Origin of the sequence: Brachybacterium sp. GCM10030268, from assembly GCF_042666305.1 — a bacterium.
Classification (GTDB): Bacteria; Actinomycetota; Actinomycetes; order Actinomycetales; family Dermabacteraceae; genus Brachybacterium.
The window spans coordinates 132,715-155,458 of sequence record NZ_JBHTCW010000007.1; the positions used below are offsets into that span (position 1 = coordinate 132,715).

22 protein-coding genes are annotated in these 22,744 nt (G+C 70.9%); 11 read left to right on the forward strand and 11 right to left on the reverse strand.

Annotated features, from left to right (window positions below; all coding sequences use genetic code 11):
- Positions 1-26: 26 nt before the first annotated feature.
- A complete protein-coding gene (locus tag ACFQRD_RS11520; RefSeq protein WP_377017849.1) occupies positions 27-926 on the reverse strand; it encodes a sugar phosphate isomerase/epimerase family protein in 900 nt (299 codons plus the stop codon).
- A 4-nt stretch (positions 927-930) separates the two neighbouring features.
- Positions 931-2,118, reverse strand: coding sequence for an ROK family protein (locus ACFQRD_RS11525; RefSeq protein WP_377792359.1), 1,188 nt, complete (start codon positions 2,116-2,118; stop codon positions 931-933).
- Positions 2,119-2,315: 197 nt separating this feature from the next.
- Between ACFQRD_RS11525 and ACFQRD_RS11530 the strand changes: the two genes are divergently transcribed.
- The 7 genes from ACFQRD_RS11530 to ACFQRD_RS11560 all read left to right on the forward strand — a co-directional run bounded on the left by ACFQRD_RS11530 (position 2,316) and on the right by ACFQRD_RS11560 (position 11,331).
- Entirely contained in the window at positions 2,316-3,836 is a 1,521-nt protein-coding gene (locus ACFQRD_RS11530; RefSeq protein WP_377017844.1) for a YdiU family protein, read from the forward strand.
- A gap of 265 nt (positions 3,837-4,101) precedes the next feature.
- The gene (locus ACFQRD_RS11535) at positions 4,102-4,656 is read left to right on the forward strand and encodes a type 1 glutamine amidotransferase domain-containing protein (protein ID WP_377017842.1); all 555 of its coding nucleotides are present in this window, start codon (positions 4,102-4,104) and stop codon (positions 4,654-4,656) included.
- 208 nt (positions 4,657-4,864) lie between these two features.
- Positions 4,865-5,458 (forward strand): hypothetical protein, encoded by a 594-nt coding sequence (locus tag ACFQRD_RS11540; protein ID WP_377017840.1) that lies wholly within the window; start codon positions 4,865-4,867, stop codon positions 5,456-5,458.
- A gap of 228 nt (positions 5,459-5,686) precedes the next feature.
- Complete coding sequence (locus ACFQRD_RS11545) at positions 5,687-7,069, forward strand: mechanosensitive ion channel (protein WP_377804287.1); 1,383 nt, start codon at positions 5,687-5,689, stop codon at positions 7,067-7,069.
- A gap of 829 nt (positions 7,070-7,898) precedes the next feature.
- Positions 7,899-8,606 (forward strand): alpha/beta hydrolase, encoded by a 708-nt coding sequence (locus ACFQRD_RS11550; RefSeq protein WP_377017838.1) that lies wholly within the window; start codon positions 7,899-7,901, stop codon positions 8,604-8,606.
- A 209-nt stretch (positions 8,607-8,815) separates the two neighbouring features.
- Positions 8,816-10,294 carry a hemolysin family protein gene (locus ACFQRD_RS11555; protein WP_377017836.1) on the forward strand — a complete coding sequence of 493 codons (1,479 nt, stop codon included), beginning with the start codon at positions 8,816-8,818 and terminating at the stop codon, positions 10,292-10,294.
- Positions 10,291-11,331, forward strand: a complete 1,041-nt coding sequence (locus ACFQRD_RS11560; protein WP_377792358.1) for a hemolysin family protein — start codon at positions 10,291-10,293, stop codon at positions 11,329-11,331. The genes ACFQRD_RS11555 and ACFQRD_RS11560 overlap by 4 nt, the downstream gene beginning before the upstream one ends.
- Positions 11,332-11,453: 122 nt before the next feature.
- Here ACFQRD_RS11560 and ACFQRD_RS11565 read toward each other — a convergent pair whose 3' ends face one another.
- Both ACFQRD_RS11565 and ACFQRD_RS11570 read right to left on the reverse strand, forming a co-directional pair.
- Entirely contained in the window at positions 11,454-11,912 is a 459-nt protein-coding gene (locus ACFQRD_RS11565) for a hypothetical protein (RefSeq protein WP_377017832.1), read from the reverse strand.
- Positions 11,913-11,953: 41 nt separating this feature from the next.
- On the reverse strand, positions 11,954-13,528 hold the full coding sequence (locus tag ACFQRD_RS11570) for a LarC family nickel insertion protein (protein WP_377017830.1): 1,575 nt from the start codon (positions 13,526-13,528) through the stop codon (positions 11,954-11,956).
- A gap of 254 nt (positions 13,529-13,782) precedes the next feature.
- Between ACFQRD_RS11570 and ACFQRD_RS11575 the strand changes: the two genes are divergently transcribed.
- On the forward strand, positions 13,783-14,982 hold the full coding sequence (locus tag ACFQRD_RS11575; protein ID WP_377017828.1) for an AAA family ATPase: 1,200 nt from the start codon (positions 13,783-13,785) through the stop codon (positions 14,980-14,982).
- 159 nt (positions 14,983-15,141) lie between these two features.
- The gene (locus tag ACFQRD_RS11580) at positions 15,142-16,086 is read left to right on the forward strand and encodes an NADP-dependent oxidoreductase (RefSeq protein ID WP_377017826.1); all 945 of its coding nucleotides are present in this window, start codon (positions 15,142-15,144) and stop codon (positions 16,084-16,086) included.
- Between the two features lie 339 nt (positions 16,087-16,425).
- Here ACFQRD_RS11580 and ACFQRD_RS11585 read toward each other — a convergent pair whose 3' ends face one another.
- From ACFQRD_RS11585 to ACFQRD_RS11605, 5 genes are all read right to left on the reverse strand, one after another.
- Positions 16,426-16,902 (reverse strand): VOC family protein, encoded by a 477-nt coding sequence (locus ACFQRD_RS11585; RefSeq protein WP_377017824.1) that lies wholly within the window; start codon positions 16,900-16,902, stop codon positions 16,426-16,428.
- Positions 16,903-17,178: 276 nt separating this feature from the next.
- Positions 17,179-17,604, reverse strand: coding sequence for a DUF6098 family protein (locus ACFQRD_RS11590; RefSeq protein ID WP_377017822.1), 426 nt, complete (start codon positions 17,602-17,604; stop codon positions 17,179-17,181).
- A gap of 190 nt (positions 17,605-17,794) precedes the next feature.
- Entirely contained in the window at positions 17,795-17,989 is a 195-nt protein-coding gene (locus ACFQRD_RS11595; protein ID WP_377017820.1) for a hypothetical protein, read from the reverse strand.
- Between the two features lie 61 nt (positions 17,990-18,050).
- Complete coding sequence (locus ACFQRD_RS11600) at positions 18,051-18,932, reverse strand: manganese catalase family protein (RefSeq protein ID WP_377017818.1); 882 nt, start codon at positions 18,930-18,932, stop codon at positions 18,051-18,053.
- 119 nt (positions 18,933-19,051) lie between these two features.
- Complete coding sequence (locus tag ACFQRD_RS11605; protein ID WP_377017816.1) at positions 19,052-19,564, reverse strand: DUF4383 domain-containing protein; 513 nt, start codon at positions 19,562-19,564, stop codon at positions 19,052-19,054.
- 422 nt (positions 19,565-19,986) lie between these two features.
- Here ACFQRD_RS11605 and ACFQRD_RS11610 point away from each other — a divergent pair, with 422 nt between their 5' ends.
- Positions 19,987-20,424: a stress protein gene (locus ACFQRD_RS11610; RefSeq protein ID WP_377017814.1), complete on the forward strand. Its 438-nt coding sequence runs from the start codon at positions 19,987-19,989 to the stop codon at positions 20,422-20,424.
- 231 nt (positions 20,425-20,655) lie between these two features.
- Here the strand turns inward: ACFQRD_RS11610 and ACFQRD_RS11615 are convergent, their stop codons facing one another.
- Positions 20,656-21,066 (reverse strand): four-helix bundle copper-binding protein, encoded by a 411-nt coding sequence (locus ACFQRD_RS11615; RefSeq protein ID WP_377017812.1) that lies wholly within the window; start codon positions 21,064-21,066, stop codon positions 20,656-20,658.
- A 156-nt stretch (positions 21,067-21,222) separates the two neighbouring features.
- Here ACFQRD_RS11615 and ACFQRD_RS11620 point away from each other — a divergent pair, with 156 nt between their 5' ends.
- Positions 21,223-21,720, forward strand: coding sequence for an AAA family ATPase (locus ACFQRD_RS11620; RefSeq protein ID WP_377017810.1), 498 nt, complete (start codon positions 21,223-21,225; stop codon positions 21,718-21,720).
- Positions 21,721-21,766: 46 nt separating this feature from the next.
- Here ACFQRD_RS11620 and ACFQRD_RS11625 read toward each other — a convergent pair whose 3' ends face one another.
- Entirely contained in the window at positions 21,767-22,714 is a 948-nt protein-coding gene (locus ACFQRD_RS11625) for a ribose-phosphate diphosphokinase (protein WP_377017808.1), read from the reverse strand.
- Positions 22,715-22,744: the final 30 nt, after the last annotated feature.

Genomic DNA, 22,744 nt, shown 5'->3' on the forward strand with positions numbered 1-22,744 from the left:
GATGAGTGGTGCGGGGTGGGAGGAGGTCAGGCGTTCTCGAGCAGCCGACGGGCATTGGCGAGCCCGCGGGAGGCGCCGAGCAGGCAGTCCTCCCAGCCCTCGAACTCGATCGAGGCGTAGCCGCTGTAGTCGGAGTCCTTGATGGCGCGCGCGATGGCGGGCAGGTCGAGGTCGCCGTTGCCGACGACGGCTCCGCGCAGGTGCTTGCCGCCGCGGCTGCGGAACCAGCCCTCGCCGGGATCGGCATCGGTCGGGCGGATGTAGAAGTCCTTGAAGTGGACGACCATCGCGTAGGGCAGGTTCTGGGCGACGGAGACCTCGGGAGCCTCGTCGACGCACACGAAGTTGCCCACATCCAGCGTGGTGCGGAAGTTGGGCTCGTCGACGGCGTGGATGATCCGGCGCACCCGGTCGGCGGCCTGCACGAAGAAGCCGTGGTTCTCGAGGCTGGTGGTGATGCCCTTGGCCGCGGCGTACTGCGCGATCTCCTTGCTCGCGGCCACGATCGAGTGGAGAGCCCGCTCGAAGACGGGCGTGTCGTCGCCCGGAACCGGGGCGTGCGGGGCGACGTCGTGGCGCAGCTGGCGGATGCCGAGACGGTCGGCGAGGTCGACGTAGGCCTTCACCCGGGCGACGCGGGTGGCGAGCTCGGCCGGATCCTCGGTGACGAAGTCGGCGCCGATCGCCAGGGTGGACAGCGTCACGCCCGCGCCGTCCGCGGTGGTGCGGATCCGATCCACGGCGGCGCCGTCGTACCCGATGCTCGGGATGGGGGAGTCTGCGGCGTCGCTGAGCGCGGCCAGCTCCAGGTGCTCGCCCTCGCTCGCGGCGACCCAGTCGATCACCTGGGGCAGGGTCATCTCCCCGGTGCTGAGCTTCGCGTGGAAGCTGTAGGAGCTGAAGCCGAGGGTGAGATCGGAGGTCACGGAGTCATCCTTCTGTCGGGGCAGTGGCAGGGGCAGGGGCAGGGGCAGGGGCAGGGGCGGGAGCTGTGTCAGGAGCTGGGGCGAGGAAGCGGGTCCACGGGGGCGGCACGTCGGGCACCCCCACCAGGCGCGTCGAGCCGTGCTCGAAGGCCCGCCCGAGCGCTCCGACCAGGGAGCCGTCGGTGGTCAGGCGCGCGGCGACCACGTCGGGCCGCTCCGGCGCCATGAGCAGGTGGTGGATGTGGCGGCGGAGGGGGTCGAGCAGCGTGTCTCCGGCACGGGAGACGCCGCCGCCGACGACGACCAGCTCGGGGTCGATCGAGAGCAGAACGGTCACCAGTCGAGGGGCGATCTCGGCGCAGAAGGCGTCGATCTCCTGCTCCGCGGCGGCATCTCCCGCCGCGGCGCGCTCGAACAGGGGCCGGGCGTCCTCACCGGTCGACCAGGTCAGCCGGCCGCGGCGGGAGCTCTCGGTCCAGCGCATGCCGCGCTGGATGCCGAGTTCACCGGCCAGCCGATGGCTGCCCTGGAGGATCACTCCCTCGACGATCAGCGCCACCGAGATGCGATGCCCGATCTGGACGAAGGCGATGCTGTCCGCCGGCGGGCCGAGATGCCGTTCCGCATACGCGGCGAGCTTGATGTCGTTCTCGACCACCACCGGGCACTCCAGCTGCTGTTCGAGCTCGTCGGCGACGTCGATGCCGACGAGGTCGGGCAGGGCGAGGCTCTGCGCGAGGCGGCCGTCGGCGGCGAGGATGCCGGGGACGGCGACCGCGACCGAGCTGGGGCGGTGGCCGGTGGAACGGATCGCCTCGACCGCGGCCGGCAGGCGCGAGCCGTCCTCGGCGGCCACCGTGCGCTCCATGAGGATCTGACCGGAGGCGTCTGCCAGCAGGCAGCGGACCGAGTGCGAGCCGATGTCGACCGCGGCGGCGGTCGCGGCGGCCGGCCGGAAGGCATAGCGGCGCGCGGGCCGGCCGGGCTGACCGGGCTCGGCCGGGGCAGCCGGCTGCACGGACCCGGCGCCCTCGAGCTCCTGCAGGACGCTGGCGACCGTGGGGCGGGACAGGCCCGTGCGGGAGGCGATCTCGGCCAGCGCGAGCGGGGCGGCGGCCTCGCGCAGGGCGAGCAGGCACTCGCGCGAATTGGCCTGGCGCACCGCGAGCGCGGCGCGGTCGGCATGTGCCATGCGGCGTCCCTTCGGTGATCCGACCCGTCCGCGGTCCGACGCCGGCGAGGGCGGGGCTGCGACGAGGGCCCGGCGAGGCTTGTGAAACCGGGTTTCAGAATGGTTCGGCAAGCCTCGCCGCTCGATCACCCTCCTGTCAAGGCCGGGGGTGGGAGCGGTAGCGTGGCCGGGGACGTCGACCGGGAGGAGGCGATGGTATGGAGAGCACGGAGCCCGTGCAGCCCCGCGGCCCGCAGCTGCACCAGGCCTATGCCGCCGCGGTGCCCGCCCTGTCGGTCCCGTGGCAGGCGCAGACGCCGCCGTCACCGGAGATCGCCTGGGTGAACGAGGACCTCGCCGCAGACCTCGGCTATGACCCGGCCTGGCTGCGCGGCGAGGCGGGGATCGGGCTGCTGACCGGGCAGCTCGATGAGGCCGGAAGGCCCCTGCCCGCCGGTGCGCCGGCTCCCGAGCATCCCTTCACCACCGCCCAGGCCTACGCCGGTCATCAGTTCGGCTCCCCGAACCCGCAGCTGGGAGACGGCCGCGCCGTGCTGCTCGGCGACGTCCTCGATGCTTCGGGCAGGCGCCGGGACCTCCATCTCAAGGGCTCCGGACCCACGCCCTTCGCGCGCGCCGGGGACGGCAAGGCCCCGCTCGGCCCGATGCTCCGCGAGGCCGTCGTCGGCGAATCCCTCCACGCCCTGGGCCTTCCCACGACGCGCGCGCTCGCCGTGCTCACCACCGGAGAGTCCATCGCGCCCCGCCAGGGCGTCACCCCCGAGCCGGGGGCGATGCTGGTGCGCGTGGCCGCGAGCCATCTGCGCGTGGGCACGTTCGAGTTCGCCACCTGGCACCACGACCTCGACGTGCGCCGGGCGCTCGCCGAGCACAGCATCGATCGCCACCACCCTGCCGCCCGCGACGCCGAGAACCCGGTGCTCGCCCTCCTCGAGCACGTGGCAGGGGCCCAGGCCGAGCTGGTCGCGCAATGGATGCTGACCGGCTTCGTCCACGGCGTGATGAACACCGACAACATGGCGCTGTCCGGCGAGGGCATCGACTACGGCCCCTGCGCCTTCCTCGACGAGCATCGCCGCGGCGCCGTGTTCAGCTCGATCGACCGGGGCGGCCGGTACGCCTACGCCAATCAGCCCGGCATCGCCCTGTGGAACCTCTCTCGCTTCGCCGAGACCCTGGTCCCGCTCATCGATCCGGAGAACCCGAACGCCGCGGTCGAGGCCGCCACCGCCGTGCTCGAGCGGTTCGAGCCCCACTACCTCGACGCCTACGCCCGCGGCCTCGCTGCCAAGCTCGGCATCCCGGCTGCGGCCCCGCCCGATGTGGTCCGTGCCCTCGGTGCGGACCTGTTCACGCTGCTCGAGCAGCAGCACGTGGACCACACCGGCTTCTTCCGCGCACTCACCGACGGCCGCGCGGCGGAGCTGTTCCAGGACCGGGCGCCCTTCGAGGACTGGCACCGGCGCCTGCTGGAGCTGCGTGGCAACGGGGAGGCGGCCGATGCCGCCCGCGCGGCGATGGAACAGCACAACCCCGTCTACATCCCCCGCAACGTGCATCTGGACTCGGCGCTGCGTGCCGCGCACCTGGGTGACCTCGACCCGGTGCGGACCCTGCTGGAGGCCGTCCGTCGGCCCTTTGATCGTCGCGCGGGCCTCGAGGAGCTGGAAGGCCCCGGCGACGGCGGCGCGGATTTCATGACCTTCTGCGGAACCTGAGGTCGCGGGCTCCGGGGCCGCAGTTCAGGGCTGGCGTACCTGAGACCACCTCAGGGCCGGGGGACCTCAGAGCACGGAGAGGCTGAGCGCTGCGGCATCCCGTCGTGGCGGCGCCTCACGCTCGTCCGATCGGTCGGGGCGCTGGAGGGGCATTTTGCTACGGTCGATCCCGAGGCGGACCCGGCGCCGCAGCACTCCGCAGGGAGCCGGTTGCCGGGCCCTCGCCGCCGCGACATTTCGGGAAGCACGAGGGAAGGACAGCACCATGAGCACTGCCCTGAACGGCCGTAAGGTCCTTATCCTGACCAGCAACTTCGGTACCGAGGCCGACGAGCTCCAGCGCCCGCTGGATGCTCTGCGGGAGGCCGGCGCCGAGGTGACCGTGGCCGCGCCGAAGCAGGGCGCCGTGACCACCATGAAGGCCGACAAGGAATTCGGCCCGGAGGTCCCCGTCGACGCCACCACGGACTCCGTCAACGCCTCCGACTTCGACGCGATCGTGCTGCCCGGCGGCACGATCAACGGCGACACCGTGCGCACCGACGAGACCGCGCAGTCCCTGGTGCGCTCGTTCGCCTCCGACGGCAAGCCCGTCGCCGCGATCTGCCACGCCCCCTGGCTGCTGGTGGACACCGGCCTGGTCGAGGGCCGTGACGTCACCTCGGTCCCGACCATCCGCACCGACCTGGTCAACGCCGGCGGCAACTGGAGCGACCAGGAGGTCGTGGTCGATGAGTCCAAGGGCTTCCGGCTGATCACCTCCCGCACGCCGGATGACCTGGACGCGTTCAACAAGGCCATCGTCGACGCGCTCAGCTGAGCCGCGGGCCGCGAAGGCCGCGAGTCTGCATGACCGCGCGGTCCGCTCGTCCGCCCCGCCTGACCGAGGCCGCTCGGGTGCACTCCCGGGCGGCCTCGACGTAGCCTGTCGCCCCATCGAGTCCGGCCGGCTCGCTCCGTCGAGGTCGGCCGGCTCGCTCCGCCCAGCATCGTGGCCCCGTCAGCCCTGACAGCCCAGGAGGCATCCCATGACCCAGACCGGTGACTTCACCCCCGACCCGACGCAGGATCCGGCCACCGCCCCGGACCCCGACCCCGCCGTCGACCCCGAGCAGGACCCGGCGCTGGGGCCGACCCAGGATCCCGCTCTGGAACCCGAGGCGGACCCGGCCGAGGACGATGCCCCCGTCGACCCCGCCCAGGACGCGGCGGAGGACGCTGCCCTGGACCCGGCGCAGGAGACGGCCGAGAACATCGCTGTGGACCCGGACGAGGACCTCGAGCTCGAGGAGACCGTCGAGACGAGCCAGGACGAATACGCCCGGGCGGGCGACGAGGCGCCCGGCGAGCCCAGCATCGACGACGCCCTGGAGACCGACCGGGTCGCCGCCGAGGGCGGAGATTCACGCAACACGGACGGCTTCCGCTACGACGCCACACAGGACCGCGGGCTCGAGGAGTACGCGGCGGCCGAGCAGGGCAACCGCGAGGGCGACGAGATGGTCACCGACGGTGACGGGCCCGACGAGACCAGTCAGCTGGCCGGCTCCGACGCCGACACGGTGGCAGCCGACCCCGACACCACAGAGTTCAATCAGGAGTTCACCGACCCGGGAGCCTGAACGCCCGGTGTGACGGACGACACGCAGGGACCGTCGTGACCTGCGATGATGGACGAACCTCTCAGGATGCCCCATGCTACCTGTGAAGAGCCCGTGAGGATTCTTCGATCGATTCGGGACCGGTGACCCGCTCGCCGGTCGCGGTCGATGTGCACAACTGCTTCCCGATTCCCGGAGGACACCGTGGATTTCTTATCGTCCGTCGATTGAGCGGGGCTGGGACTGAAGATCCTTGCCGCCGTCGTCATCCTGGTCGTCACCGCGATCTTGGCCATGCTGGCCAAGGCCGGCGTCGCGAAACTGACCCAGAGGATCCCCGCCCTGCGGAGGCCCGGTGTCAACGGCGAGGGCCTGGGCAATTCCCTGGGCACGATCGCCTCGATGATCGTGTGGCTGCTGGGCCTGATCATCATCCTCGGCATCTTCCAGCTCTCCCAGGTCCTCTCGCCGGTGACGGCGATGCTGGAGCAGGGCCTCAGCTTCATCCCCAACATCATCGGCGCGGTCTTCGTCTTCATCATCGGCCTGACGATCGCCAAGATCGTGCGCGCGCTCATCGTGACGGCACTGAGCACCGTGGATTTCGGCAAGCTGCTGGGCACCGCCCAGGCGGGCTTCCAGAAGGCGACCGGTGGCATCACCTCCGCCGACGGCTCCGCGGCCCGGGCGCAGGGCGCGCCCCAGGGCGCCGCTGCGCAGGCAGGCCAGCCGGGACAGCCGCCGCAGCAGGGACAGCCGCCGCAGCAGGGCCGGCCGGGACAGCAGGCCAGCTCGGGCGCCAACGTTCCCGAGATCATCGCCTCGGTGGTGTTCGCCCTGATCATGATCGTGGTGTCGATCGCCGCGCTGCAGATCCTCGGGATCGCCTCGATCTCCGATCCGGCCTCGCAGATGCTCAGCGACGTCTTCACGGCGATCCCGAACATCATCGCCGCGGCTGCGCTGGTGGGAATCGGCGTGCTCATCGCCCGCTTCGCGACCGGCCTGTTCCGTCCGATCCTCGAAGGATCGGGCATCGACGGCTGGCTGCAGAAGCACGAGGTCCTCTCGCCCGGAACCTCCGCGACCCCGACGGTGCTGCGCATCATCGAGATCGCCGTGGTGCTGTTCTTCGCCGTGATGGGTGCCCAGGTGCTGGGCTTCCCGCAGATCACCGCCCTGCTCAGCGAGATCCTCGAGCTCGGCGGCAGCGTCCTGTTCGGGGCCGCGATCATCGCCGCCGGCTTCTTCATCGCCACGATCGTGGCGAAGCTGCTCTCGGGCACGGCCGCGACCATCGTGAAGTGGGCGATCATCATCCTGTTCACCGCCATGGGCCTGCAGTCCATGGGCGTGGCCGACTCGATCATCGAGATGGCCTTCGGTGCCCTGGTGATCGGCGCCGCCGCTGCCGCGGTGCTCGCCTTCGGCCTCGGCGGCCGCGACGCCGCCGCTCGTCAGCTCGAGAAGCTCGAGCAGAACCCGCCCACCGCCGGTGCCGGCTCCTCCGCGCCGGGCCAGGGCGGACCGGGCCAGGGTGGACCCGGCCAGGGTGGACCCAGCCAGGGTGGTCCGGCAGGGACGGGCCCGGCAGGGACCAGCGTTCCGCCGCAGCCCGGCCCGCAGGTCTGAGGCCACCACCGCTCGCGTGATCGGCGAGCACACCTGAACGGAGACGGGGCGCATCCATCCGGGTGCGCCCCGTCTCTGCTGCCCAGGACCCGCTCCAGCCGCCGATGCCACCGACCGCCCCCGAGCGCGACGATGGCGTACCGTGCCCGCCCGCCGTTCCCGGCCCCGAGCACGACGATCGCGTATCGTTCCCGCCCCCGAGCGCCCGGTCGCACAGCGGTCACACCACCGACATGCCGTAGCAGACGCGAGGCGACGCGGCGCGAGACCTCGAGGGCCTGCGCGACATCCGTGAACCTGTTGGTAACCATCCGGCATTCCCACAAGGTCGCGGATCCCGGGCTCACGGAGGTGCCGAAGCTGCGCAGATCGTGGCGGACTGCGCGGGCCTCGGCCTCCGAGAACTCGCGGCTCGGACGGTCCGCGGCGCAGGGACTTCGCGCTGCGAATAATCCGTTGCGTGCCTGAGGGAGGCGGTCGTACGTTGAGTGGACACAGGAAAGGAGGTGGTCCGAAGAATGAAGTCTTATCGGACATGTGAGGTGGCTCGCCGCTGAGGCGACCATCGACCTGACCCGCCACGGCGGGACATCAGATCGACGGACCCGCAGCGAATTCCACCGAGCTGCCCGGACCCGCAGGGGTCGGACCTCGTCCATCCGACCAGCGCTCAGGCGCAACCTGCGGGTCTGCCCCTGCCCGGAGACCTGTGCCGTCCTCTCGGCACTCCTCGCTCCGGTACCGCCCGTTCCGGACCTTCTCCGTCCGACGCCACTCTCCAGCCGGTCCTCATGCGCGACCGCAGCGCGCGAGTGATTAGCCTGCATGCATGAGCACCCCGCCGCAGAACCCTCCGGTCGAGCTGATCTCGGAGTCCATCGACGACTCCGCCGTGGTGTGGTCATCCGCTCCTGAGCCGGCGCGCACCTCGCGGCCCGAGCAGAACCTCCCGATCGTGCTGCTGCTGCACGGCCTGGGCAGCCACGAGCACGACCTCGCCGGTCTCGCCCCGTCGCTGGCGCCCCAGTTCACCTACGCCTCCCTGCGCGGCATCCACCGCTACGTCCAGGGCTACGCCTGGCTGGATGCGAGCATCGACTTTCAGCGCCCGGAATCGCTGCAGACGTCGGCCGCCGCCGTCGAGACCTGGATCTCCGCGCAGAGCGCCCCCGTCGTCGGTGCCATCGGTTTCTCCCAGGGCGCAATGCTCGCCCTGCAGCTGCTGCGCCGCGATCCCCGGGCGCTGGACTGGATCGTTCAGCTCTCCGGAGCGCCGTTCCCCGCGCCCATGCCGGGGGATGCCGCGCTCGCCGAGGTGCGCCCGCCCGCGCTGTGGGGCCACGGCGGCCTGGACCCCTTGTTCGATCCGCAGCGCGTGGACCAGGTACGGGAGTTCATGAGCGCCCACACCCGGCTCGACGAGGTGCATCGCCCTCAGCTCGGTCACGCGGTCGATGAGGTGGAATTGCGAGCGATCGCGAGCTTCGTCCGGCAGCGGGCCGACGAGCGCACGCGGTCCGCGGCCGACGACCGGTGAGCGCGACGTCCGCCCCTCCGCGTCGAACCTCGCTCTCCACATCCCTCCCGCCGCGCCCGTGCGGGTTGTAGCATTCCCTCATTCCACTCCGAGAGCCGGGGCGGAACCGAGGAGCACCAGGAGATCATGAGCGCCGCCAGCGACGCCCCTAGTGACAGTCGAAGGCCTTCGGGCCTGAGCACACAGACTTTCCGCGGGGGGATCCGCCGATGGACCTGATCGGTCCTCTCCTCTCGCTCGGCGCCGGGCTGCTGCTCGTCATCGCCTGCGGCGGTTTCGTCGCCGCCGAGTTCTCCCTGATCACCGCCAACCGCAACGACGTCGAAGCAGCCGCCGAAGCCGGCGACAAGCGCGCCGTCGGCGTTCTGCGGGGGATGAAGACCCTCTCCACGCAGCTCTCCGGCGCCCAGCTCGGCATCACCGTCACCAACCTCGGGATCGGCTTCCTCGCCGAACCCGCGATCGCCCAGCTGGTCGGCCCGCCCCTGGTGGGCGCCGGGCTCAGCGAGGTCGGGGCCCGCTCGGTCTCGGTCGCGCTGGCCCTGGTCCTGGCCACGGGCATGACCATGATCTTCGGCGAGCTGGTGCCCAAGAACCTCGCGATCGCCGAGCCGCTGCGCACGGCGAAGCTGGTGGTCGGCTTCCAGCGCCTGTTCACCACGATCTTCTCGCTGCCCATCCGGCTGTTCAACGGCAACGCGAACGCCGTGGTCCGGGCGCTCGGCGTCGAACCCCAGGAGGAGCTCGGCTCTGCCCGCAGCGCCGAGGAGCTCTCGGTGCTGGTCAAGCGATCGGCCGACGAGGGCGCCCTCGCCGAGGAGACCGCCAGCCTGGTCCAGCGCACGCTCGCCTTCGGCGACCGCCGCGCCCACGACGCGATGGTCCCGCGCGGGCGCATGGACGCCCTGGACATCGACGACACCGTCGTGGACCTGCTGGAGCTGGCGCGCACCACGGGCCACTCCCGCTTCCCGGTCCTGACCGATGAGAACGAGGTGGTCGGGGTGGCGCACATCCGTCACGGCCTGGCCGTCCCCTTCGACGAGCGCCCCACCACCCGCGTCGACGCGGTGATGGGCCACGTGACGTTCGTGCCGGACACGGTCCCGCTGGACGACCTCATGGACACCCTGCGCTCCGGCGGGCTGCAGATGGCCGTGGTCGTCGATGAGTTCGGCGACTACGCCGGGCTGATCACGCTCGAGGACCTGGTCGAGGAGATCGTCGGCGAGGTGCGCGACGAGCACGACGAGGAGATGGACGACACCCCCGAGCCCGACGGCTCCTGGGACCTCGATGCGCGCATGCGGCCCGACGAGGCCACCGAGCGCCTCGGGGTCACGGTGCCCGAGCACGAGGACTACGACACCCTCGGCGGCCTGGTCACCCTGGAGCTGGGCAGGCTCGCGGAGGTCGGCGACGAGATCGTCGTGGACACCGACCCCGCCCCCGGCGAGGACCCGGCCCGACTGCGGATTCAGGTCACCGAGGTCGACGGTCTGAGGATCGAGACAGTCCACGTGAAGGTCGAACCGGCTGCCGAGGACGAGGACGAGGACGACGAGGCGAACGACGGCGCGGGCGAGGATGGCCCGGCTGTCGATTCCCGCGCCCTGGAACACCGAGCCGCGGAGCACGATGAGCCCGAGAAGGTCGCCCGGCACCGCACACAGGAGGTGACCCGATGAGCACCTGGCTCGGCATCTCCCTCACCCTCGTGCTGCTGGCGCTGAATGCGTTCTTCGTCGGCGCCGAGTTCGCCCTGATCTCGGCCCGGCGCTCCGTGATCGAACCCAAGGCCCTCGACGGCAATCGGGCTGCGAGGATCACCATCTCCGCGATGGAGCAGGTCTCGCTGATGATGGCCGGGGCCCAGATGGGCATCACCGTGTGCTCCCTGGCTCTCGGCGCCATCAGCGAACCGGCCATTGCCCACCTGCTCGAGGTGCCCTTCGAGGCGGTCGGCGTGCCCGGCGCACTGACCCACCCGATCGCCTTCGTGATCGCGCTGTCCCTGGTCACCTACCTCCACGTCGTCTTCGGCGAGATGGTGCCCAAGAACATCGCCCTGGCCGGCCCGGAGCGGATGGCGCTGATCCTCGCTCCGCTGCTGATGGGCATCGTCACCGTGCTGCGGCCTCTGCTGTGGCTGCTCAACGGCATCGGCAACGTGGTGCTGCGCATCCTCGGCGTCACCCCGAAGGAGGAGGTGACCAGCGTGTTCACGCGCAACGAGGTGGCGGCGATGGTCAGCGAATCCCGCCAGGGCGGGCTGCTGGAGGACAACGACGAGGCCCTGCTGCTGGGCGCGCTGACCTTCGAAGCCCGCAGCGTCGTCAACCTCGTCATCCCCCTGGAGAAGGTCTCCACTCTCCCCGAGGGCGTCACCGCGGCGGCCGCCGAGGCCGCCGCTGTGGAGGGCTTCTCCCGGTTCCCGGTGCAGTCCGCCGACGGGCGCCTGACCGGCTACGTCCACATCAAGGACCTGCTCGACTCGATGGCCGAGCACCGCGAGGACCCGATCCCGGCCGAGCGCATCCGCGCCCTGCCCTTCGTCGGAGCCGACGAGCCGCTGCGCCAGGCTCTGACCGTGATGCAGGATTCCGGGGCGCACCTGGGGGCGGCGACCGACGAGAACGGCGAGGTCATCGGCATCGTCACGCTGGAGGACATGCTCGAGGAGCTGGTCGGCCAGATCCGCGACGACTCCCGCGTGGCCGCCTGACACGGCCGGCGCCGGCGACCGTGGCCGGGTACTGGCGACATAGCGGGTGCCGATCGCTATATGGCAACGGCACCCGCTGACGCGCCAGTAGTCGGCGGGATCGATCGTGCGGGCGGGCAGGATCAGCCGTCGATGCGGCCGCCGCCGGTCTGCTGGTCCGTCTCACGCAGCTGCGCGGCCTGCTCCGCGTCGCTGGGCGGTTCGGCCTCGACCTTGGGCACCTCGCCGGTGCGTGAGCCGGGGCCGCCGTAGCTGTCGGTGCCGGGCACGCTGACCACTGCGGTCAGCAGGAACACCGAGTCCTCGAGCGCTTCGACCGAGTGCCGCTGGTGCGCGAGCGCCCCGATGATCCCGTTCTCCAGAACCACCGGCTCGTCCCCGGTCACGCGCAGCGCACCGCCGAGCACCTGGATGGACGCGGCCGGCGGGGAGTTGTGCTCGGGCAGCACGGTGCCCTTGGTCAGGGCGATGACCGTCTGGCGGAGCAGACCGTCATTGATGAGAATCTCGGCGTGGCGACCGTTCTCGGCCGCCCTCGCTTCGTCGATGGCCTTCGTGGTCACGTCGGTCAGGGCAACCATGGTGTCCTCCTGGGGCGTCGGTGGTCCCACCTCAGTATCCGTCACGAATCGCCGTCCGTCAGGCCGGCCGCGGATTCCCGTGCCAGATCGAGCATCGCGCGCTCGCTCATCCCCAGCACCCGAGCGGCCGCGGCGACGTCCCGGAACTCGGGTTCGCGGCGGGCTACGGTGCCGTCCGCATCGCGGGCGACCTTCACCGCGATGCGCTGCCCGCGCACCTCCACCTCGGTGAACTCCCGGGTGCGGATCACGCGCTCGACCCGGTGTCTGCGCACCCCGAGCGTGCCGGTGCGGTCCATCATCAGCTCAGCCGTCTTCCCGGCGCTTTCCTCCCTGACCAGGGCATGGACGGTGACCCCGGGGCGGCCGCGCTTCATGACGACGGGGGTCAGCCAGGCGTCGAGCGCGCCGTGCTCGAGCAGGTCGTCGATCACGCCGGGCCACAGCCGCGGATCGAGGTCATCGACGTTGGCCTCGAGCTGGAGGGCCGACGTCGGGGTGTCGTGAGCGTCTCCGAGGCCTATGGTCTCCGGGGCGGGGAGCTCGGAGACCGGCCTGCCGACGAGCACCCGGACGACGTTGGGACGTCCGGGAGTGTCCTTCGTGCCCGCCCCGATACCGACCGCTTCGCTGATCAGGGTCGGCTGGGGACCGGAGGTCGGGGCCAGGCCGCGCAGGAGGGCCACGCCGGTGGGGGTGGCGAGCTCGCCGATGCCGGGCGCGACGCCCGGCGGGACGCGGCGACCGCCGTGCTCGTGGGGGCCGCCGGCGACGTGCTCGGGGACCGGGGGAGCGGCAGACGAATCCCCGGAATGCGCCTGGTGATCGGCGTGGTCGCCGTCATTGTCGTCGGCGTCGGCGTCGGCGTGGGCGTGGGCGTGAAGGTGCCCGTGGTCGCTGTGGTGCCCGTGGCCTGGCTCGTGGTCGTGCCCGTGATCGTGGCCGTTCCCATGGGAGTGCCCCCGCGCCGGCAGCATCTCGCCTGCTACCGTCGGCCACCCCACCGCGAGCTGCACCACGGCCGGTACCGGCACCGGGATATCGCCGTGCGCTGCACGGATGCGTCCGCTGCCGACGGCGATCGTGCTGCCTGCGCCCTCGGTGATGCCCAGCTGCCGCCACGCCTCACAGGCGCCGATCACGTCGGCCAGAGAATCCAGGGCGCCGACCTCGTGGAAGTGGACGTCGTCGGCCGGGACCCCGTGGGTGTTCCCCTCGGCCTCGGCCAGGCGCCCGAACACGTTCAGGGCCAGGTCGATCGTGCGCCCCGGGACGTCCTCGCGGGCTCGAGCGCCCTCCAGCAGGGCGCGGATCGACGCCCACGTGCGGTGCGGAGGATTCTCGACCAGCACGTCGACGTCGACCTTCACCGCACGCTGGCCACCCCGGTCCACGGAGCGGCTCGCCAGACGCACCGAACCCGGGATCAGGGCGTCGAGCACCCGCTGCACGGCCTCGAGATCCGCACCCGCATCGACCAGGGCGCCCAGCAGCATGTCCCCGGCGATGCCGGCGGTTGCGTCGATGTAGGCGAGGCGTCCCTCGCTCCCGGGCGAGGCGGGGGCAGCGCTCGCTCTCGGTGCGGAGGACGGCGTGGGGGAAGGTGTCGGCTCCATGGGGCGATCGTATGCTGGCGCGCCTGTCAGGCTCTGCTGGAGGCGGGCGTGGGCGGGGACGGGGCGGTCGCTCCCACGACCTCGATGAGCGCCGCGGCAGGGGCGACGACGGACGGGGAGGGTGACGGACTGCGGCTCTGGCGGGCGGATCGCTGCTGGCCGTTGGTGTATAACAGTCTATAACAGTCGTGACTGTGTAACCGGACATAAACCGCATGGGCTAGCGTGGCGCTCGACGATTCGGGAGGTCGCGCATGGACAGCAATCCGTTCACACCGGGATTCGGGCTCACCCCGCGCGTACTGGCGATGCAGGGCTCGCCGCTGGAGGACTTCGGTGAGGCGCTCGCCGGCCGCCGCTCGGTGGGCGAGCGCTCCGTGCTGATCTCGGGCGCCCGGGGCGTCGGCAAGACGGTGCTGCTGACGCAGATGCACGACGTCGCCGACCTCGCCGGCTGGCGCACCATCATCCTGCACACCTCCTCGACGTCCATGGTCGAGGAGCTGCGAGGTGCCACCGTGGACCTGCTGCGGGAGACCGATCCCGAAGCCGAGTCGATCCGGCCGACGTCCGCGACCGTCGGCGCCTTCGGGGCGCGCGCCGGTGCCGGTGGCGAGCTCATCGACCGCTATGACGGCGAGGCCGTCCCCCTGGGGCGGCTGCTGGAGCGGCTCGCCGAGCTGCTGACCGAGGAGGGCGGCGGGCTCGTGGTCAGCATCGATGAGGTCCAGTCCGCTGATCGCGACCAGCTCCACGAGATCGCCCAGCACATGCAGGACCTCATCGGACGCGGCTACGCCGTCGGCTTCGTCGCCGCGGGGATCCGCGCCGGGGTCGACGAGCTGCTGGCCCACCCGCGCACCACGTTCCTGCGCCGTGCCCACAAGGTCGAAGTGGGGAGCGTGGACGAGGGAACCGCGGCCGAGGTCATCCGCCTGACCGTCTCGGACACCGCGAAGTCCATCACCCCCGAGGCCGCCGTGCGGGCCGGCCAGATCTCACGGGGCTACCCCTATCTGATGCAGGTGGTGGGATCGCACGCGTGGCAGCGCAGCGGCGAGGCCGACGTGATCGAGATCGAGGACGTCGAGGGTGCGCGGGAGCCGACGATCGACGCGATGATCTACAACGTCCACGGCCCGGCGCTGCGCGACATCACCGGCCGCAAACTCGAGTACCTCTACGCCATGATCGAGGACGAGGGGCCGTCCCAGGTCTCGGAGATCGCGGCGCGGATGGGCTTGAACGTGAACAACCAGAACGTCCATCGCAGTCGCCTGATCAGGGAAGAGCTGATCCAGCCCGCCGGGCGCGGGGCGGTGGAGTATGCGATGCCGTATCTGCGCGAGGCACTGCTGCGGCTGCGCGAGACCGGCACGTCCAGCCGAGCCGCGGGACCGGCGCGCGTCGCCCGGCCGGTGCGGCACCAGAGCGGGCGCCGCGGCGAAAGCTGAGGCACGCCGTTCGTGCACCGGGGCAGGCTCGAGGACCGGACGGTCCGTGGCCCGCTGACTCGTGACGCCCGCCCGTTGCCTGCGCCGTCTCGTCGCCGCGGGATATCTCTTCCCTCACGCCCCGTGCGCGACCTCGCGCACCCGTGATACCCAGGACTTATGAGAGCCATCGGAGTAACCGAGCACGGAGGGCCCGAGGTCCTCCACGAGATCGACGTCCCGGCCGAGGACCTCGGCCCCGGCCAGGTGCGGGTCCGCGTCACCGCCGCGACCGTCAACCCCACCGACACCGGCAAGCGCAGCATGCCGCCCCGCGACGGCAGCGACCAGGGCATCGCCGGCATCGTCCCCGGCATGGACATCGCTGGTTCCGTGGTCGAGGTCGGCCCGGACACCGAGACCGATCTGGCCGAGGGCGACCGCGTCATCGGCATCGTCGTGCCCCACGGCGAGCACGGCGCCTACCGCGAAGAGATCGTCCTGCCCGTCGGCTCGGTCGTCCGCGCGCCGCGCGAGGCGAACGACGCCGAAGCCGCCACCCTGCCCATGAACGGCATGACGGCGCGCCACGCGCTGGACCTGCTGGGTCTCCCGCCCGGCGGGGTGCTGGCCGTGACCGGCGCTGCCGGAGCGCTGGGCGGCTACCTGATCCAGCTCGCCAAGGCCGACGGACTGGCCGTCATCGCCGACGCCGCCGAGAAGGACGAGGAACTGGTGCGCTCCCTCGGGCCCGACGCCATCGTGCCCCGGGGCGACGAGGTTGTCGAGCGGATCCGCGAGCTCTACCCCGAAGGCGTCGACGGTCTCGCCGACGGGGCGATCCAGAACGAGCAGGTGCTGCCCGCCGTCAAGGACGGCGGCTCCGTGGCCACCTTCCGCGGATATCGAGGCAACGGTGAGCGCGACCTGCGGGTTCATCCCGTGATGGTGGCCGAGGTCGCCGAGGAGCGCGAGAAGCTCGAGACCCTGCGTGACCAGGCGGAACAGGGCGTGCTCACGCTTCGCGTCGCCGACGTGTTGCCCGCCGGCGAGGCGGCCGAGGCCCACCGCCGGTTGGAGGCGGGCGGCGTGCGCGGTCGGCTGGTCCTCGACTTCGCGCGGTAAGACTGGCCAGCTGGCCAGCTGGCCAGCCGGCCAGCGAGCCGGTCGGGCAGCGAGCCAGCCGGCCCGTCAGTCGGCGAATCCTGTCTGTCCGTGCGTGACCGGTCCTGTCGAGCCTGCGAGGCGACGAATCTTGCCCGCGTGCCCGTTCGTGACCCGTTCGACGAGCAGGTGCTGTCCGTCGACGGGACGTCAGTCGGGCTCGCCGTGCTCTCAGCACGGCATCTGCGACTGACGTCCCGCTGATGGACAGTGGTCCCGCTCATGGACAGCCATGCCAGAGGGCGAGCCCCTTCATCGCACGAGGCGCAACAGTCCCGACAGCTGCTCGCGAGTGGAGCGTCAGCCCTCGTCGGAGCCGGAGATGTTGACCTGCCAGACGATGCCGAAGCGGTCGGTGAAGCTGCCGTAGACGTCGCCCCACATCTGCTTCTCCAGCGGCATGGTGATGGTGCCGCCCTCGGAGAGTTTCTCGTAGGCGCTGCGCAGCACGGCGTCGTCATCGCCCATGAGGGACAGCGTGACGTTGTTGCCCTGGACGAAGCCCTCGGGGGACATGCCCTCGATGACGTCCGAGACGTAGAGCTTGATGAGGTCGGTGACCTCGAGGCTGCCGTGCATGATCTTGTCGGCGCTGGGGTCGCCGTCCGGGACGGCTCCGAATTCTCCGAAGGTGGCGAACTGGGGCGTGGCCCCGAGGGCCGAGCCGTAGAACTCGAAAGCCTCTCGGGCGTTGCCGGGGAAGTTCAGGTAGGGGTGCAGGGCTGCGGGCATGATGTCCTCCTCCACGAGGGCGCCGACGCGGCGTCGTGCGCTCACCGGAAGCGTAAGCGCGGGGGCCGACGGGTGGAGGAGTTTTCGGGCAGCACGAGCCGGAACGGTAGGCGACGCGCCGTTCCGTTCCACTGATCCGTGCCGCTCGCGGCATGTTTCGGTGGAATGGGCGCGCTGGGTCGCGTGTCGTGCTGGTGGCGGGGGCGTTGGGCCGCGTGTCGTGCTGGTGGCGGGCGCGTTGGGCCGCGTGTCGTGCTGGCGGCGGGGGCGCTGGGCCGCGGGGCGCGCTGAGCTGTGGGGAGCGCTCGCTCTTCCGGGCGCTCAGTCCTCCGGGCCCTGGCCGGCGTCGAAGTTCTCCTCGTACACGCGCTCGGCCTCCTCGAGCACGGAGGGCTCCAGCCGCGCGATGGGCTCGACGTTCGTCATCAGCGGTTCGCAGTCCGGCCCGTTGCCGACGCGCTCGCCGCGCAGCACCCACGCAAAGCGTTCCGGGTTCTTCTCCGCCAGATCCTTATACTGGCACAGCTGCCGGGCCAGCCAGTCGGTGACGGGCCGGGTCCACCACGACTCGGGATGCATGGGGTTCACGGACAGCCCCGGCATCTCCAGCCCACTCTCACTGTCCATGCTCCCGCCCTCCCGGTCCGCATCGGGACCCTCTGAGTAGCGCAGGAAGAGCTCGGGATTCTCGCGCAGCTCTGCCTCGAGCTCGTCGAGCGACCCGATGCGCCGCATCTCGGTGGACATGTGACCTCCAGGTGTCGTTCGTCTGCGGGCCGCCGAGCGCGGGCCGGGGCACCGTGATGATCAGAGATTCTGACTCAGACCCAGGCCCGCGCGCGAGACGGGAGACGTGCCGGAGCGTCCGAGCGGGCCGGGAGCTGACAAGGCCGCCCCGGGGCCCGAAGGCACCGGGGCGGCCCCGAGGGCTGTCTGCTCAACCCTGCGAGTCACCTTCGGCCTGCGAAGGCCGCAGAGGGTCCGGATCGAAGCGCTCGCCGTCGTCCTGCTCGGTGGGCTCCGGCTCGTCGCTCGCGTCTCCCGCCGGCATCAGGTCCTCGTCCGGTTCCCCTTCGGCCTGGGACGGCCGCGTGGGCTCCGGATCGGTATGGCCGTACTGGTTCTCCGTCATGGTTCTCCTTCCCACTGCTGCCCGCCGCGCGGGCAGCGGTGTGCGGTCAGTGCGTGGTGATTCACTGCTTGTTGAACGTGTCCTTGACGGCCCCGGTGGCCTTCTCGATCGGGTTGGGCTTGTCGGTGGTGCCGTACAGCCGCGGGTCCGGGCGGGTGGGCTCCGGCATCGGCGCGGAGGTCGTCGGCCCGTCGTGGTAGCTGAACTCGCCCTTCCCGTCGGGCGTGGGGCCACTGGCCCAGGAGCCCTCGGAGGCCGCCTGACCGTCGGAGAAGTTCTGGTACTGGTAGGACGCCTCGCGGTACTCGTCATTGATCGGGAAGTTGCTCGGAACAGGCATCTGCTCGAGGCCCTCCTCCTGCAGCTCACGGGCCGCCGCGGTCCACTGGTTCTGGTGCATCGTGTCCCTGGCCAGCAGGAACGAGAGCAGGTCGCGCACGCCCGAGTCGTCGGTCATGTGGTACAGCCGAGCGACCTGGGTGCGGCCCTGCATCTCAGCGTTGGCGTTGGAGGTGAAATCGGCCAGCAGGTTGCCGCTGGCGGTGATGTAGCTGCCGCTCCACGGGTTCCCGTTGCTGTCCACGGGGCGTGCCCCGGCGCCGGCGACGATGGCGTGCTGGACGTCCATCCCGCCCACGACGGCGGCGATCGTGGGATCGGACTGCACCGCGTCCTCGGTCACGCCCATCGGAGCCTTCTCCAGCAGCTGGGCGATCATGGTCGCGAGCATCTCGACGTGCCCGAACTCCTCGGCGCCGATCCCGTAGAGCAGGTCGCGGTACTTGCCGGGGATGTGGGTGTTCCAGGCCTGGAAGCCGTACTGCATGGCGACGGTGATCTCGCCGTACTGGCCGCCGAGCACTTCCTGGAGCTTGCGGGCGTAGACGGCGTCGGGCTTGTCGGGAGTGGCCTTGAACTGCAGTTCCTGCTTGTGGAAGAACACGGATCTTCTCCTTCAGGGGCGATTCTGTCGATCCAGTCGCTTCGCCGGCGATCCGCGCCAGGCGTCGTCGGCGAAGCGGTCAGTGGTGCGCCCGCGAGAGCGGGGCACCGACGAAGAAGTCAGTGCCGCCCGTGCTCAGCGCCTCCGTACTGGGTCGCGGTGGCGGTGCGGCCGGGCCCGAGGCGGGGCAGGAACGACAGGCCGATCATGGAGACACCGAGGACGAAGTGGAGCCAGTCATCGGCCGTGTTCAGCGGCACGAAATTGGCCATCGAGTGGTCGCCGATGACGAGCCCGTAGATCCACAGCACCAGGTATACGGCGCCGCCGACGAGGAAGTAGAGGCGAGCCAGGGAGGGGCGGCTCGCCAGCGCGAGGCCGGCGATCCCGTAGAGCAGGTGCACGACGTTGTGCAGGATCGAGACCTGGAAGATGCCCATCAGCATCGCCTCGGAATGGTGCCCGGCCAACTGCATGGAGCCGACGTCGGCGGTCAGGCCGGGGATGAATCCCGCGATGCCGACGAGAAGGAAGATCACGCCGTACACCAGGGATGCGATCTGGATGGGGGAGCGGCCGGTGCCGGGGGTGCGGCCGGCGGATGACGCGGGGTCGGGTCGGGCTGTGGTCATGATCGGTCCTCTGCGGAATCGAGTCATCGTGGGTGCCGCGGTGCGGCGTCGACGTCTCGGGAGAGGGGCCGGCTCCGACGGGTCTGCGTCGGGGGCTGGTCCCATTCGCCAACGTAGCCACGCCGCGAGGGGCCGCCAAGGGTTCCCGACCGGTCGGACCGGATATCGGCAGGAGACTGGCCGGGGCGCGCCGGGCGGGGTATGTCAGCTCGATGAGCGTCGAGGCCAGCGGCGAGAAGTGCGCTGCGGCTCGTGGCCGTGGTGCCGTCGGCCGGCGGTCGACGTGCGGGTTCCGCCGAGATGGCCGGGGGCTTAACGGTCGGTCGTGGGGGTTGAGAAGCGGCTCTCACTGTGCATAACGTTTTGGTCACGAGCAGATAGCTCGGCCGGCCGCCGGCCGGCGGACATGAAGGGAGTTCATCATGGCTGATCAGAACAACCCCGGGCAGTTCGGCAATCGGGACGACACGGAACAGCAGGCCAGCCAGGGCGGTCAGCAGAGCTCGGGCAGCTTCGGCCAGCAGAACTCGGCCGATCCGAGCCAGGCCGGCCAGCAGGGCGGCCAGGAGAGCTCGGGCAGCTTCGGCGAGCAGAACTCGGCCGATCCCAGCCAGGCCGGTCAGCAGGGCGGCTACGCCAGCTCCGGCAGCTTCGGCGACTCCAACTCCGCCGATCCGAGCCAGGCCGGTCGCGAAGGCGGCCAGCAGAGCTCGGGCAGCTTCGGTGAGTCGAACTCGGCCGATCCGAGCGAAGCGGGCCGCCAGGGTGGCCAGGCCAGCTCGGGCAGCTTCGGCGAAGAGAACTCCGCCGATCCCAGCCAGGCCGGCCGTCAGGGCGGTCAGCAGAGCGGCAACAACTGATCACTCCCGAGGGCCGCAGCGGCCCTTGACCCCGAAAGGGGACGGCCATCCGGTCGTCCCCTTTCGCACGTCCCGCATGTCCACGCACCGAGGGTCACCGAGCGGTGATCTCTCGCGCACGGAGGGAGCCCGGCCATCGTCGGCCGGGCTCCCTCTGTGCGTGTGACTCACGTGCGCTGCGGTACGTGCTTCAGGCCGCAGTGCGGCGGGGGTCGGTCGGCGGGCTCCCTCTCAGCCCATCGCAGAGAGCAGGTCGGCGCACGCCTGCTCGCAGCGGCGGCAGGCCTCGGCGCAGACCTTGCAGTGCTGATGCATCTCCGCGTGCTTCTCGCACTCCTCGGCGCAGGCGGCACAGGCGGTTCGGCAGGCCTCGAGCAGCGAGCGGTTCAGCTCGACGTTCTTCCCGGTCTGACGTGAGAGCACCCGGCCGGTGGTCTCGCAGACGTCGGCGCAGTCCGAGTTCAGACGGATGCACTGACGCAGGTCCGCGACCATGTCCTCGGCCAGGCAGGCGTCGGCGCACGCGGTGCAGGTCTGGGCGCATTCGAAGCAGGCCTCGATGCACTCGGCCAGCTTCTGCTGATCGATGCTGCCGAGGTCCTTCGGGTAGGTCTCCAGCATGGAACTGACGTGGTGGGTCATGATCTCGCTCCTTGTCGTGTCGTCCTTCCGAACGGGCGCTCGACGGCCCGCTGCCTGGACCGTAGCCAGCAACAGGTCAGCGGTGGAAGGTTCTGGGGCGGGACCTACCGAACGGTGGCGCGCAGGCCGACGGGGCAACCATGCGAAACTGTGCCCATGGCTGTCCTGAACCTGTTCTGCGGCCCGCCCGGCTCCGGGAAGACCACTCTTGCCCGCCGGCTCGAGGCAGACGGTCACGGCCTGCGGATCTCCACCGACGACTGGCAGGACGACCTCGGCCTCGACATGGCCGACGCCGCCGTCCACGAACGCCTCCAGCAACGGCTGTATCGCCACGCCCTCGCCCTCCTCGAGCACGACGTGGACGTCATCCTCGAGGACGGTCTCTGGATGCAGGAGGAGCGGACCATGGTCTTCGCCGACGCCCGCGCGCGAGGCGCACGGATCCACTGGCACGTCTTCGAGGTCCCGGAACCCGAGCTGTGGCGGCGCCTCGAACAGCGCTCGGCGCGCGGCGAGCAGGGGGCTGCTCCCGTCTCCCGCAGAGACCTGGCACGGATCCTGACGCTCTTCGAGCCTCCGACGGCGGAGGAACGGGCGAGCGTGGATGAGTGCACGGTGCATCAGGCGGACACTGCACACGTCGTCGAATAGATGACGGGTCATCGAATAGAGACGGGAGGTGCCGCGGGGTCGCCGCCTACAGCGCCGTGGGGCCGAACAGCGCGCTGACCGAGTCGCCGCTGTGGATCCTGCGCACGGCCTCCGCGAAGGCCGGGGCCACGTTGAGCACGCTGAGCTTGGGGTGGTCCTTGCCCTGGCGCGGGACCGTGTCCGTGGTGACGATCTCGTCGACCTCCTCGGCGGCACCGATGCGGTCGAGGGCGCCGTTGGAGAAGATCCCGTGGGTGCACACGACGCGGACGCGCCCGGCACCGGCATTGCGCAGGTGCTCGAGGATGGCGATGACCGTGCTGCCGTTGGCGATCTCGTCGTCCAGGACGATGATGTCGCGGCCGGCGACGTCGCCGATCAGGGAGGTGATCACGACCCGGTCGTCCTCGAAGCGCTCCTTGGCGCCCGCGGCGACGCGGGCACCGATCCGGCGCGCGAACGCGGTGGCGCTCTTGGCGTTGCCGAGGTCGGGGGAGACGACGGTCGTGTTCGAGTGGTCCTCGCCGGAGAAGTGATCGGCCAGTTCCCGCAGCGCGTGAAGCTGATCGGTCGGCATCCGGAAGAAGGACTGGACCTGCGGGGCGTGCAGCGTCATCGTCAGCACCCGATCCGCTCCCGCGGTGGCCAGCAGGTCCGCGACCAGGGGGCCGCCGACGGAGATGCGCGGGGCGTCCTTCTTGTCGGAGCGGGCGTAGGCGAAGTGCGGCATCACCACGGTGATCCGTGAGGCGCTGGCCCCGCGCGCCGCGTCGATCATCAGCAGCAGCTCGACGAGGTGCTCCTGGACCGGGGCGGCGATGGACTGGACGAGGTAGACGTCCCGCTCCCGGCAGTTGTCCATCAGCTGCACTTCCAGGCAGTCATTGGCGAACCGCTGCAACCGGGTGTCGCTGAGCGGCACGCCGAGCCGCTCGCACATCAGGGCCGCGAACGACTCACTGGCACGGCCCGCGAACACCCGGATATCGCTCATACGGCCCACGGTACAGACGTCGTCGTGCCC